Below are 12,254 nucleotides of genomic sequence, written 5' to 3'. Positions count from 1 at the left end.
ACGGGCTGCTTCCGGTGGAGCGTCAGCTCGTCCGGCCCTTGGCGTCGAAGCGGCGCATGCGGTCCAGGACGGTGTCGGCGGTGGGGTTGGGGAGTTCGTCGACGATGCGGCCGTCGGCGAGGAAGACGACGCGGTCGGCGTAGGCGGCGGCAACGGGGTCGTGGGTGACCATGACGACGGTCTGGCCGAGTTCGCGCACGGAGTTGCGCAGGAAGGAGAGGATCTCGGCGCCGGAGCGGGAGTCGAGGTTGCCGGTCGGTTCGTCGGCGAAGATGATGTCGGGCTTTCCGGCGAGGGCGCGGGCGCAGGCGACGCGTTGCTGCTGGCCGCCGGAGAGCTGGCTGGGGCGGTGGGTGAGGCGACCGGAGAGGCCGACGGTCTCGACGACGCGGTCGAGCCAGGCCTTGTCGGCCTTGCGGCCGGCGATGTCCATCGGGAGGGTGATGTTCTCCAGGGCGGTCAGGGTGGGGAGCAGGTTGAAGGCCTGGAAGATGAAGCCGATGTGATCGCGGCGCAGCTGGGTGAGCTGCTTGTCCTTGAGGCCGACGAGTTCGGTGTCGCCGATGGTGGAGGAGCCGGAGGAGACGGTGTCCAGGCCGGCCATGCAGTGCATGAGGGTGGACTTGCCGGAGCCGGAGGGGCCCATGATGGCGGTGAACTCGCCCTGGGGGAACGTCACGCTGACGTTGTCGAGGGCGACGACCCGGGTCTCCCCGTCCCCGTAGACCTTGTTGAGGCCGGTGGCGCGGGCGGCCGCCCGGCCGGTACGGACGGCGGTTGCGGTCGACGTGGTCACGGGGATGCTCCTTGTGAGTCGGGCTGCGGCCGGCGCCGGGAGAGCGCGCTGAAGGTCGTTGGACGGCCGGTCACCGCAGGATTCCGGCCGTATTTCCATGCTCGGCCACGTGATCACGGTTTCTCGTCGCTCCGCCGGACGGTTGCGCTGACCCCCGCTGGGCGTACGTCCGGATAAAGCCCTCATCCTCCGGTATGACGTCGACCCTTACCGGAGTCCGTGGCCGGATAGCGCGCTTTGCCTGGCCAAATCACGAACTGTTCGTCAGATGGCAAGGAAACATGACAACTTCCCTGGCTGGGAACATGCGAAAGGGGGAGGCGGGCGACTAGGCTCGGGGATGGCCCGCACGCGGACGGAGCACCACCTCCGGCTGTCGGCAGGGCAGGTCCGCAGAAGGCCCGGATGGTGGAACGCAGACACGGGCAGCTTAAAACTGCTTGGCCGTGAGGCCGTGCCGGTTCGAGTCCGGCTCCGGGCACCGCTCGACTCGCGGGGGCGCCATCGGGCGTCCCCGCCGTGAGCCGTCCGCCGGATCCTCCTCGCGGCGTATCCCCATTCTTTTGCCAACCCATTACCCTTGTGGTGCGGGCGGTGCAGTGCCGCCACGGAGGGAATGAGCAATGAGAAGCAGCAACCCGGTCTTCTCGCGGGAGGGATCCTTCACCCGCGAGCCCGGCTACGCGGGTTTCGGTACCACGCAGGCCCCGCCGGCCGGGAGTCCGCACGCCGCCGGTCCCGACGGCCAGAGCAACCCGTACGGCAACAACCCGTACGGCAACAACCCCTACGCGGGCAGCCCCTACGCCCAGCAGCCGCAGGGCCAGGGTCCGCTGACCGACGAGCAGCTGGTCGAGATGTACCGCGCGCCGTCCGCCGGTCCGCTGGCGACGGGTCGGATGACGCTCGACGACGTCGTCGCGCGCACCGCCATGACGTTGCTCACCCTGGTCGCCGCCGGCGGGCTGGCCTGGTTCGCGCTGCCGGACCGGAACTTCGGCCTGGCCATCGGCGCCTCGCTGATCGCCTTCGTGGTCGGCCTGGTGATCTCGTTCAAGCGGAGCGTCAGCCCGCCGCTGATCCTGCTCTACGCGGGCCTGGAGGGCTTCGCGCTCGGTGCCGTGACCAAGGTGTTCAACACCATCTGGCCGGGCATCGCGATCCAGGCGGTGCTGGGCACGGCGGCGGTCTTCGCGGCGATGCTGATCGCCTACAAGACCGGCCGGATCCGGGTCACCCCGCGCTACACGCGGATCGGCATCGCGATCGCCATGGGCTTCGTGCTGCTGTTGGTGATCAACATGGTCGCGTCGATGTTCGGTGCGGACATGGGGCTGCGCTCCGGCCCGCTGGGCATCGTGGTGGGCCTGGTCGGCATCGGCCTCGGCGCGTTCTTCCTGTCGCTGGACTTCGCGGCCATCGAGCAGGCCATCGCGCAGGGCGCCCCGCAGAAGGAGGCCTGGCGGGCCGCCTTCGGGCTCACCCTGTCGCTGGTCTGGATCTACATCGAGATGCTGCGACTGATCGCGATCCTGCGCGGCGACGACTGACCGCGACCTCCGCGCACTGCCGCCGGGCCCCGGAGCCTTCTGCTCCGGGGCCCGGCGGCTTTTCGTTAGGCTCGCGCCATGCCTGAAGCAGCCTCCCTCTCCGCAGCCGTCGAAACCCTGGCGGATCGTTTCCGCTCGATGCCGCAGAGCCGGCTGCTGGGCGCGGTACCCGGCCACCCCTCCCGGGCGGCCGCCGCGCTGGCGCTGGCCCGCCGGCTGGCGGCGGTGGCGCAGACCGCCGAGGCGGTGGCGGGCGGGGGGAACGGGCCGGTCGGGCCGCCGAGGGAGTTCCCGGATGCCGGAGCCTTCGCGGCCGGCGACCAGCTGGCCGTCGCCGGGCACGACCTGGCGGCCGCCCTGGCCGCCCTGCCGGAGTCGGCGCGGGTGCCGCTGCCGGAGCCGCTGGGCGGGCCCGCGACGGCTGAGGCGGTGCTCGCCCGGGCGCTGGCCGAGGTGGCGGCCACGGCCGCGCTCTGCGGCTGAGCTCCTCGGCCGGGCCCGCGAGGCTGAGCGGCTTCGCGGCTGCGCGGCCCAAGGGGGGCCGGCGGGGCCGGTGGGGCCGGAGGGAACGCCGAAGGCCGACCGGATCGGTAACCCCTTGATCCGGTCGGCCTTCTGGTGTGCGGTCAGCCGCGTCCGCGTCGGTGGGCTGCTCGGTGGCCTGGTCGGTGGCCGGTGGCGTCAGATGCTGGCGACCACCCGGTCGGCGAGCACGTAGACGGCGTCCTCGTCGGTGGAGAAGGTCAGCGAGTACGAGCCGGAGAACCGCGAGCCGCCGAGCAGCCGGACGTCCTCGCCGGCCCGGACGGCGTCGATCAGCCGGTACGCGGCCTCCCGGTCGCCGGGGGCGACGCAGAGCGTGGTGCCGTCGGCGAAGGCGTACACGTCCAGCGTGCCGAGCGGGCCGGGGCGCACGTCGATCAGGGCCACGCCCTCGTCGGCGAGTGTGGTCAGCCGGGTGTCGGTCCACTCGCGGGACGGCGCCTGGCTGGGCACGAAGTCGGGGTGCGAGGGGTGGCGGCGCGGGTCGGGGGCGGGCATCGGCGCGTCCTCGACGGCCGGCTCGACGTCCAGCAGTCCGGACTCCAGGCCGGTGGCCAGCAGGTCGGCCTCGCGGCGGGCCCGGGCGTCACCGCCGCCCTCACCGGCCGGGGCACCGGACGGATGGCCGGACGCGTGGCCGGGACGCAGCGGGGCGCCGCCCTCGGGGCCGGGCCCGGCCGGCTCGGCGCCGCCCTCGTTGATCAGATCCTCCAGGGCGGAACGCAGCGCCTCGCCGAACTCCGGGTCCATGGTGCCCGCGTTGTCGGCGGCCTCCTGCGGACCGGTCGGCCGGGGGAAGAAGAGCGGCCACTCGTCGGTGGAGCCGAGCACGCCGGCGAAGGGGGAGTCGAACAGTGGCGCGTCCTCGGCCGCGCGGGCCTCCTGCTCGGCCCAGAAGGCGCGGGCCTCGGTGATCTCCCGCTCGCGGTCGGCGGCCAGCGCCTCGGCGACGGCCCGGCGGATCGAGGCCTCGTCGACCGGTGTGGGCGCGGCGGCCGCCGTGGCCCGGGCGTCCAGCCGGCGGGAGAGCCCCCGGAGGTGGACCAGCACAGCGGTCGACACGGCGATCAGTATCAGCAGGAGAAGGGTGTAGACGGCGCTCACGGAACGTACTCCTAGGGAGGAGTGGAACGGGGTTACCTCTCCACACTGCCCCATGGGGGGCTGTTACCGCAGTGGTGAATGTCTAATTTGTCCGTGACTTTCGCCCTTGTCCCCAAATTGTTAGGTAACACCGTTCTACGCAGCGGAGTTGATCCGCTCCGCACTGTCGATTTCCGGGCCCGATTCGAAAGAAAAGAGGGCCGGATCGACCTCTCGGTGTGATCCGGCCCTCAATTACTCTGCGTCACTCCAAATGGGTGGTCTGGACCCTTTGGGGTTGACAGGTCCAGGGGTCAGCTGAGCCGCTCGATCACCATCGCCATGCCCTGGCCGCCGCCGACGCACATGGTCTCCAGACCGAACTGCTTGTCGTGCCACTGGAGGGAGTTGATCAGGGTGGTGGTGATGCGGGCGCCGGTCATGCCGAAGGGGTGGCCGACGGCGATGGCGCCGCCGTTGACGTTGAGGCGGTCGAGGTCGACGCCCAGGTCGCGGTAGGACGGGATGACCTGGGCGGCGAAGGCTTCGTTGATCTCGACGAGGTCGATGTCGTCGATGGTGAGGCCGGCGCGGCGCAGGGCCTGCTTGGAGGCCTCGACGGGGCCGTAGCCCATGATCTCGGGGGAGAGGGCGCTGACGCCGGTGGAGACGACGCGGGCGAGGGGGGTGATGCCGAGGTCGCGGGCCTTGGTGTCGGACATGATGACCAGGGCGGCCGCGCCGTCGTTGAGGGGGCAGCAGTTACCGGCGGTCACGGTGCCGTCAGGGCGGAAGACGGGCTTGAGGCCGGAGACGGCTTCGAGGGTGACGCCGGCGCGGGGGCCGTCGTCGGTGCTGACGAGGGTGCCGTCGGGGAGGGTGACGGGGGTGATCTCGCGCTCCCAGAAGCCGGACTTGAGGGCGGCTTCGGCGAGGTTCTGCGAGCGGACGCCGAACTCGTCCTGTTCGGCGCGGGTGATGCCCTTGAGGGCGGCGAGGTTCTCGGCGGTCTGGCCCATCGCGATGTAGGCGTCGGGCAGCAGGCCGTCCTCGCGCGGGTCGTGCCACTCGCCGCCGCCCTGCTCGGCGCGGTGGGCGGTGCGGGCCTGGGCGTCGTCGAAGAGCGGGTTCGTGGTGCCGGGGATGCCGTCGGAGGTGCCGTGGATGCTGCGGGAGACGGTCTCGACACCGGCGGAGATGAAGACGTCGCCCTCGCCGGCCTTGATGGCGTGCAGTGCCATCCGGGTGGTCTGGAGCGAGGAGGAGCAGTAGCGGGTGATGGTGGCGCCGGGCAGGTAGTCCATGCCCATCTGGACGGCGACGATCCGGGCCAGGTTGTGGCCCTGCTCGCCGCCGGGCAGGCCGCAGCCGAGCATCAGGTCGTCGATGTCGCGGGGGTCGAGCTGGGGGACCTTGGCGAGCGCGGTGGCGATGATGTGGGCGGTCAGGTCGTCGGGGCGGACGTCCTTGAGGGAGCCCTTGAAGGCCCGGCCGATCGGCGAACGGGCAGCGCTGACGATGACGGCTTCGGGCATGGCGGGCTCCTCGCTGAGTGACCTTCGGGCTGTGGGGGGTCCGGGCGGCGGCCCGGCGGGAACGACCGGGTGCGCGGCGGACGCCCGGGAGGAAAGTTACCGCCTGGTAGCTCAGGCGTCACCCGCCCCGGCGTGTGAGCTGGCCGACGTGTTCCCGCGGTCGGCCCCGGCACCCGCGTCCGGCCCGCCCCGCGCCGCCTCGGCGGCCCAGGTGCCCGGCAGGCCGACCCGCAGCCGGTGGCGCAGCAGCGCCCAGCGCCGGCCCGCGCCCTCGGCCCCGACGGCCGCCACCTCGGTGCCGGAGCGGCCCGCCGCGGCGGCCGCGGCCACCGCCACCGGCAGCACCGCCTCGCCCGGGACGGGGCCGGCCGGCCGTTCCTCCTCGGGCCAGAGGCCGAGGACCGCGCAGAGCGAGGGCAGGACGGCCATCGCCGCCGTCGCATAGCCCTGTGCGGAGGGGTGGTAGCGGTCGGCGGCGAACATCTCGGGCCGGGCCGCGAACTCGGGCCCGAGCAGTGAGCCCAGCGAGACCGTCCGGCCGCCGGCCTCCACCACGGCGATCGTCTGTGCGGCCGCCAGCTGGCGGCTGACCCGTCGGGCCACCCAGCGCAGCGGCGGGCGCACCGGCTTGATCGTGCCGAGGTCCGGGCAGGTGCCGACCACCACCTCGCAGCCGTTGGCGCGCAGCGCGGCGACCGCCTCGCCGAGGTGGCGCACCGCGAGCTGGGCCGGGCTGTGCCGGGTCACGTCGTTGGCGCCCACCATGATCACGGCGATGTCGGGGCGGTGCGGCAGGGCCAGCTCCAACTGCCCGGAGAGGTCGGCGGAGCGCCCGCCGGAGCGGGCCACGTTGACCAGGCGGACCGGCCGCTCGGCCACCGACGCCAGGCCCGCGGCGAGCAGCGCGCCCGGCGTCTCGCGGGCGCGCAGCACACCGAGACCGGCGGCGGTGGAGTCGCCGAGGAAGGCGAGCACCAGGGGCGGCTGCCCGTCGGTGCCGGCGTCGGCGAAGGCCTCGCCGTAGACGCCGTCGGCCTTGGGCGGGTCGCCCTGGAGGACGCCGATGGCCTGCACGGCCAGCTTGCTCTCGGTCAGCAGCAGGCCGACCAGCCCCACACCCAACAGGCCGAGCCCGCCGCCGCCGTACGCCGCAGCGGTGGCGATCCGCCGGGCCACCCGGGCCCGCGACTCCTGTGCCCCTGGCATCCGGTGCCCCCTTCGCGTCCTCATGCCGCCCCCCTGGCGGGGCCACCACTCGCGTTGCCTGTACACCTCCTACCCGTCCGCGACCGCGCACTATCGACGGGACTGGGCCATCCGTGGGCGTGCGGTGGGGACGCTGCCGGCGGCGGGGCGTGCGGGCAGGTCCGGCGGGCAGGTCGCACGGAGCGCGGGGAGGAGTGTGGCGCAGGGGAGGGCTGGGGCCGATGGCACGCCCTAGGCTTTGCAGTACCGAAAGCACTCGCATGCCCACAGACCGGGAGGACCCCCGTGCGGTACCACAACTCGATCATCGACCTGGTCGGCAACACGCCCTTGGTCAAGCTCAACAAGGTCACCGACGGCATCAGCGCGACAGTGCTGGCGAAGGTCGAGTACTTCAACCCCGGTGGCTCGGTGAAGGACCGGATCGCGATGCGCATGATCGAGGCCGCCGAGGCCTCGGGCGCGCTGAAGCCCGGCGGCACGATCGTGGAGCCGACCTCCGGCAACACCGGTGTCGGCCTGGCGATCGTGGCCCAGCAGAAGGGCTACAAGTGCATCTTCGTCTGTCCGGACAAGGTGTCCACCGACAAGATCAACACCCTGCGCGCGTACGGCGCCGAGGTGGTCGTCTGTCCGACCGCCGTCGCTCCGGAGCACCCGGACTCCTACTACAACGTCTCGGACCGCCTGGTCCGTGAGACGCCGAACGCCTGGAAGCCGGACCAGTACTCCAACCCGGACAACCCGGCCTCCCACTACCACTCCACCGGGCCGGAGCTGTGGGAGCAGACCGAGGGGCGGATCACCCACTTCGTGGCCGGCGTCGGCACCGGCGGCACCATCTCCGGCACCGGCAACTACCTGAAGGAGGTTTCCGGCGACAAGGTCAAGGTCGTCGGCGCCGATCCCGAGGGCTCGGTGTACTCGGGCGGCACCGGCCGGCCGTACCTGGTCGAGGGCGTCGGCGAGGACTTCTGGCCGACCGCCTACGACCGCAGCGTCGCGGACGAGATCGTCGCGGTCTCCGACAAGGACTCGTTCCAGATGACCCGGCGCCTGGCGAAGGAGGAGGGCCTGCTGGTCGGCGGCTCCTGCGGAATGGCCGTGGTCGCCGCACTGGAGGTCGCCAAGCGGCTGGGTCCGGACGACGTCGTGGTGGTCCTGCTGCCGGACGGCGGCCGTGGCTACCTGTCGAAGATCTTCAACGACGACTGGATGGCCGACTACGGCTTCCTGCCCTCGGCCACCGACGAGGCGCACATCGCCGAGGTGCTGGCCCGCAAGGACGCGATCGAGCACGAGGGCATCCCGCAGTTCGTCCACATGCACCCCAACGAGACCGTCGCCGAGGCGGTCCGGGTGCTGCGCGAGTACGGCGTCTCGCAGATGCCGGTGGTCTCCCCGGGGGCCGGCCACCCCGATATCATGGCCGGCGAGGTCATCGGCTCGGTCGCCGAGAAGCTGCTGCTGGAGGGCGTCTTCGCGAACGAGATCCAGCTGAACGACACGCTGGACAAGGTGATGTCCAAGCCGCTGCCGGTGGTCGGCTCCGGCGAGACCGTCACCAACCTGATGACCGTGCTGGAGAAGGCCGACGCGGCCGTGGTGCTGGTGGAGGGCAAGCCGCAGGGCATCGTCACCCGCCAGGACCTGCTGGGATTCCTCGCCGGCCGCGCCTCGCACTGACACCGGCTCACCCCGCCCGCCCACCCGGGCGGCTGAGGACTCGTCCGCGGGCGAAGTGGTACACCGGCGTCACCTGCACGCAGCACGCGGTTAACAACGGTCGGGCATCGTTGGGGTCAACGGCAAGACGCCGAACGAGACGACCGACACCGACCGGGAGCGGCTCCCCGGTGGTGGCAGTCGCCTCGGGACACGTCGGACGGCCCTGACCCGGCCGGCCGTGTCCTGCCCTCCATGCCCGGTTGCGGGCAGGAGGGGCCACCGCGGGGGACGTCGTCGTCCCGCCCCTGTCCGGCTTCGGCCGGCCAACAGGGTGCGGCGGCTCCCGTGGTCACCACCGCGCCGCATGGCGCGTCTCCGCGGCTCCCGGGTGGGGGAGTCCGGCGGAGACGGCAGGGCCGGTCCCTCCTCGGAGGGGCCGGCCCTGCTGTATTTCTGTGTTTTCGCCCGCTCGCCTCCGGGGCGCTTCGGCCCGGCGTCGACGGTCGGAGCTCCCTCGCTCCTTCGTCGCTCCCTCGCTCTCTCCCTTTCGACACCGGCGCGCCCCTTCGGCTCGGGGCGGGTTTGGCTCGGGGCGGGTTTGGCTCAGTGCGGGCGGCTCGGGGCGGTTTCTTCGCCCGCTCGCCTCCGGGGCGCTCTGGTCCGGGGTGGTTTCCCGTACGCTCGCACGCATGACCAGCACTGACACGACCGGCCAGGACGAACCGCGCTACGTCCGGCTCAGCATCGAGCTCATCGCCGAGATCACCGACGAGGGGGCGCTCAAGGCGGCGGCCCTGCAGCAGGTGACGGACGACGAGTACCTCGACGACGAGGAGCGCGCCCAGTCCGTCGAGGCCATCGAGGTGGACCCGTCGGGTTCGCTCGCGCACTTCATCGACCCGGTCGCCCTGCTCGGCGACGTCCCGGGTGTCGAGCTCGCCTCGGCGACCTGGGAGTCCGCGCAGACCGAGTTCGACGCCGAGGGGGAGGGCTGGGACGAGTACACGGTGGAGGAGTCCGCCGAGTAGTCGTCACCCGCTTTCGTCACGGCTTGTGACTGCCCGGTCTGCTGCCTGCAGGCCGGGCATTTTGTCCATATTTGGCATGAACTTGAGTAGTCTCATACGATCGCTTCCCGTTGGTGATGGAACCGTGAAAGGGCGGATTGCGTTTCTGTATCCGTAATGTCCGGGATGATCAGCAGGGAGAACGCGACGTGACGGCACGGGACGGTCAGGGCCGGGCGGCCGGAGGAAACTGGAGCCGGCGCGGTGTGCTGGCCGGTCTGATCGGTGCGCCCGTCCTGCTGCTGGCGGCCTGCAACGACGCCAAGAGCGGCGACGGCCGGACCGGCGCCGGCTCGGGCAGCGGGTCCGCGGGTGGCAGCGGTGCCACCACGGGCGGCACCGCGAGCGCGAGCAACTCGCCGAAGACCTCGGTGGCCGTCATCACCGTCACCCCCGCCGACGGCTCCACCGCCGCCAGCTTCAGCGAACCGGTCAAGGTCACCGTCACGGGCGGCACCCTGGCTTCGGTCAAGGTCGCCGACTCGACCGGCAAGGCGCTGGCCGGGGAGCTCTCCCCGGACGGCACCAGCTGGACGTCCGCGGCCGCGCCGGCCAGCGGCACCAAGTACACCGTCACCGCCTCGGCCACCGACAAGGACAAGCTGGAGGCGGACGCCAACGCCGTCTTCACCACGGCGACCCCCGCCAACACCTTCGTCGGCTACTTCACCCCCGAGGACGGTTCGGTCGTCGGTGTCGGCATGCCGGTCTCGATCAACTTCAGCAAGCCGGTGACCGACCGCAAGGCCGTCCAGGAGGCGATCACCGTCATAGCCGAGCCCGGTGTCGAGATCGTCGGACACTGGTTCTCCAGCACCCGCCTGGACTTCCGGCCGCAGGAGTACTGGGCCAAGGGCACCAAGGTCACCGTGAAGCTCCGGCTCAAGGACGTACAGGCCGCCAAGGGCGTCTACGGCACCCAGTCCAAGGACGTCCGCTTCACCGTCGGCCGCGCGCAGACCAGCGTCGCCGACCTCGCCACCAAGAAGCTCACCGTCACCACCGACGGCCAGGTCAGTGCCGTCTACCCGATCTCCGGCGGCTCGCCCGAGTACCGCACCTGGGGCGGCAAGATGGTCATCTCGGAGCAGTACCAGCAGACCCGGATGAACTCGCAGACCGTCGGCCTCGGCAGCGAGTACGACATCGCCGACGTGCCGCACGCCCAGCGCCTGACCACCTCCGGCACCTTCATCCACGGCAACTACTGGTCCCCGTCGTCGATCTTCGGCGGCCAGAACACCAGCCACGGCTGCGTCGGCCTGAAGGACGTCAAGGGCGGGCAGGACCAGAGCGCGGACGGCTACAAGTTCTACAAGAGCTCGATGATCGGCGACGTCGTCGAGGTCGTGAACTCCGGCGACAAGACCGTCGAGCCCTCCAACGGTCTGAACGGCTGGAACATGGGCTGGGCCGCCTGGAAGGCCGGCAGCGCGATCTGAGTGTGAGTGGGGCCGGTCCGCCGGGCCCGGTGAGCGGCGCGGCGCGGGCCGTCGAACGCGACGGCCGAAATCCGCCGGACGCCGGCCGGCCCCGGCGGCAGGCTGGAGACATGACCACTCCCACCGCACCGGCGCCGGTCGTCCGCCCGATCGACCCCGACGTCCACCTCGCCCTGCTGGAACGCGACGACGCCGGGCGCCCGCCCGTCCGCTCGGTCGACGAGACCGGTGGCGCCCCGCTGCGCTGCTGCCTCACCCGGGCGCTGCCCGGCGACCGGATCGCCCTGGTCGGCTACGCGCCGCTGCGCCGCTGGGCCGCCGCGACGGGCGCCGACCCGGGCCCGTACGACGAGGTCGGCCCGGTCTTCGTGCACGCCCACCCGTGCCCCGGCGCGGGCCCGTCCTGGCCGGACGGGTTCCACGGCGGCCCGCGGGTGCTGCGCGCCTACGACCGGCGCGGCCACATCCTGGGCGGAGTGCCCGTCACCCCGGACACCGCCCAGGCGGCCGCCGTCGAACTGCTCGCCGACCCGGAGGTGGCCGTGGTGCACGTCCGCGCGCTGGAGTTCGGCTGCTTCCAGCACGAAGTCCGGCGCGCCTGAGGGCGGCCCGGGCCCGTCAGTCCCCGGTGCGGGCCACGCCGATCGGGCAGCTGGCGCCGGTGCCGCCGAGGCCGCAGTAGCCGTTCGGGTTCTTGGCGTCGGACAGGTACTGCTGGTGGTACGGCTCCGCGGGGTAGAACGGGCCCGCCGGGGCGATCTCGGTGGTGATCGGCCCCAGGCCGATCGCGGTCAGCGCGGGCTGGAAGGCCTCCCGGCTCGCGGCCACCGTCGCGGCCTGGGCCGGGGTGTGGGTGTAGACGGCGGACCGGTACTGGCTGCCGACGTCGTTGCCCTGCCGGTTGCCCTGCGTCGGGTCGTGCGCCTCCCAGAAGGTCTTCAGCAGCCGCTCGTACGAGATCACCGCCGGGTCGTAGACCACCCGGACCGCCTCGGTGTGGCCGGTCAGCCCGCTGCACACCTCCTCGTACGTGGGATGCGGGGTGTACCCGCCCTGGTAGCCGACCAGCGTCGTCCAGACGCCGGGCAGCTTCCAGAACGTGCGCTCGGCGCCCCAGAAGCAGCCCAGCCCGAAGTCGGCCACCTCCAGCCCCTCCGGGTACGGACCGGTGAGCGGGTGGCCGAGCACGGTGTGCGGCTCGCGGAGGGTGAATCCCGGCGTCTCCCGGCCGGGCAGCGCCTGGTCGGCCGGGACGAGCGAGGTCCTGCGGCGGTTGAACAGCACGGCCTGCTCCAGCTGGTCGGGAAGCGTTGTGCCGGTTCCAACGCTGACGGCCGCCGCCGGATTCCGGGCAGCGTCGGCAC

General features: G+C 72.2%; 11 protein-coding genes and 1 tRNA gene. 7 read left to right on the top strand and 5 right to left on the bottom strand.

Annotated features, from left to right (window positions below):
• Window positions 1-22 precede the first annotated feature (22 nt).
• On the bottom strand, window positions 23-796 hold the full coding sequence (locus AB0J08_RS00165) for an ABC transporter ATP-binding protein (protein WP_360624261.1): 774 nt from the start codon (window positions 794-796) through the stop codon (window positions 23-25).
• A 399-nt stretch (window positions 797-1,195) separates the two neighbouring features.
• Here AB0J08_RS00165 and AB0J08_RS00160 point away from each other — a divergent pair.
• From AB0J08_RS00160 to AB0J08_RS00150, 3 genes are all read left to right on the top strand, one after another.
• A tRNA-Leu gene (locus tag AB0J08_RS00160) sits at window positions 1,196-1,277 on the top strand.
• Between the two features lie 142 nt (window positions 1,278-1,419).
• Window positions 1,420-2,346 carry a Bax inhibitor-1/YccA family protein gene (locus AB0J08_RS00155; RefSeq protein ID WP_360624258.1) on the top strand — a complete coding sequence of 309 codons (927 nt, stop codon included), beginning with the start codon at window positions 1,420-1,422 and terminating at the stop codon, window positions 2,344-2,346.
• 78 nt (window positions 2,347-2,424) lie between these two features.
• Window positions 2,425-2,829 carry a hypothetical protein gene (locus tag AB0J08_RS00150; RefSeq protein ID WP_360624254.1) on the top strand — a complete coding sequence of 135 codons (405 nt, stop codon included), beginning with the start codon at window positions 2,425-2,427 and terminating at the stop codon, window positions 2,827-2,829.
• 198 nt (window positions 2,830-3,027) lie between these two features.
• Here the strand turns inward: AB0J08_RS00150 and AB0J08_RS00145 are convergent, their stop codons facing one another.
• The 3 genes from AB0J08_RS00145 to AB0J08_RS00135 all read right to left on the bottom strand — a co-directional run bounded on the left by AB0J08_RS00145 (window position 3,028) and on the right by AB0J08_RS00135 (window position 6,713).
• The gene (locus AB0J08_RS00145) at window positions 3,028-3,993 is read right to left on the bottom strand and encodes a hypothetical protein (protein WP_360624251.1); all 966 of its coding nucleotides are present in this window, start codon (window positions 3,991-3,993) and stop codon (window positions 3,028-3,030) included.
• Window positions 3,994-4,286: 293 nt separating this feature from the next.
• Window positions 4,287-5,507 carry an acetyl-CoA C-acetyltransferase gene (locus tag AB0J08_RS00140; RefSeq protein WP_360624248.1) on the bottom strand — a complete coding sequence of 407 codons (1,221 nt, stop codon included), beginning with the start codon at window positions 5,505-5,507 and terminating at the stop codon, window positions 4,287-4,289.
• 111 nt (window positions 5,508-5,618) lie between these two features.
• Complete coding sequence (locus AB0J08_RS00135) at window positions 5,619-6,713, bottom strand: SGNH/GDSL hydrolase family protein (RefSeq protein WP_360624245.1); 1,095 nt, start codon at window positions 6,711-6,713, stop codon at window positions 5,619-5,621.
• A gap of 285 nt (window positions 6,714-6,998) precedes the next feature.
• Between AB0J08_RS00135 and AB0J08_RS00130 the strand changes: the two genes are divergently transcribed.
• The 4 genes from AB0J08_RS00130 to AB0J08_RS00115 all read left to right on the top strand — a co-directional run bounded on the left by AB0J08_RS00130 (window position 6,999) and on the right by AB0J08_RS00115 (window position 11,492).
• Window positions 6,999-8,399 carry a cystathionine beta-synthase gene (locus AB0J08_RS00130; protein ID WP_360624242.1) on the top strand — a complete coding sequence of 467 codons (1,401 nt, stop codon included), beginning with the start codon at window positions 6,999-7,001 and terminating at the stop codon, window positions 8,397-8,399.
• 671 nt (window positions 8,400-9,070) lie between these two features.
• Window positions 9,071-9,409, top strand: coding sequence for a hypothetical protein (locus tag AB0J08_RS00125; protein WP_360624239.1), 339 nt, complete (start codon window positions 9,071-9,073; stop codon window positions 9,407-9,409).
• A 188-nt stretch (window positions 9,410-9,597) separates the two neighbouring features.
• Window positions 9,598-10,890 (top strand): Ig-like domain-containing protein, encoded by a 1,293-nt coding sequence (locus tag AB0J08_RS00120; protein ID WP_360624236.1) that lies wholly within the window; start codon window positions 9,598-9,600, stop codon window positions 10,888-10,890.
• 110 nt (window positions 10,891-11,000) lie between these two features.
• Window positions 11,001-11,492 (top strand): DUF1203 domain-containing protein, encoded by a 492-nt coding sequence (locus AB0J08_RS00115; RefSeq protein ID WP_360624233.1) that lies wholly within the window; start codon window positions 11,001-11,003, stop codon window positions 11,490-11,492.
• Between the two features lie 16 nt (window positions 11,493-11,508).
• Here the strand turns inward: AB0J08_RS00115 and msrA are convergent, their stop codons facing one another.
• The gene (gene msrA / locus AB0J08_RS00110; protein ID WP_360625129.1) at window positions 11,509-12,174 is read right to left on the bottom strand and encodes a peptide-methionine (S)-S-oxide reductase MsrA; all 666 of its coding nucleotides are present in this window, start codon (window positions 12,172-12,174) and stop codon (window positions 11,509-11,511) included.
• Between the last annotated feature and the right edge of the window lie 80 nt (window positions 12,175-12,254).

Source organism: Kitasatospora sp. NPDC050463 (assembly GCF_040655255.1).
In the GTDB taxonomy this organism is placed as follows: Bacteria; Actinomycetota; Actinomycetes; order Streptomycetales; family Streptomycetaceae; genus Kitasatospora.
The sequence above is the reverse complement of the archived record's forward strand: the minus strand, read 5'-3'. Positions and strand labels throughout refer to the sequence as shown.

Coding starts and splice junctions, on each gene's coding strand:
- AB0J08_RS00125 (WP_360624239.1), top strand. CDS start 9,071: ATGACCAGCACTGACACGACCGGCCAGGACGAACCGCGCTACGTCCGG.
- AB0J08_RS00150 (WP_360624254.1), top strand. CDS start 2,425: ATGCCTGAAGCAGCCTCCCTCTCCGCAGCCGTCGAAACCCTGGCGGAT.
- AB0J08_RS00115 (WP_360624233.1), top strand. CDS start 11,001: ATGACCACTCCCACCGCACCGGCGCCGGTCGTCCGCCCGATCGACCCC.
- AB0J08_RS00135 (WP_360624245.1), bottom strand. CDS start 6,713: ATGCCAGGGGCACAGGAGTCGCGGGCCCGGGTGGCCCGGCGGATCGCC.
- AB0J08_RS00155 (WP_360624258.1), top strand. CDS start 1,420: ATGAGAAGCAGCAACCCGGTCTTCTCGCGGGAGGGATCCTTCACCCGC.
- AB0J08_RS00140 (WP_360624248.1), bottom strand. CDS start 5,507: ATGCCCGAAGCCGTCATCGTCAGCGCTGCCCGTTCGCCGATCGGCCGG.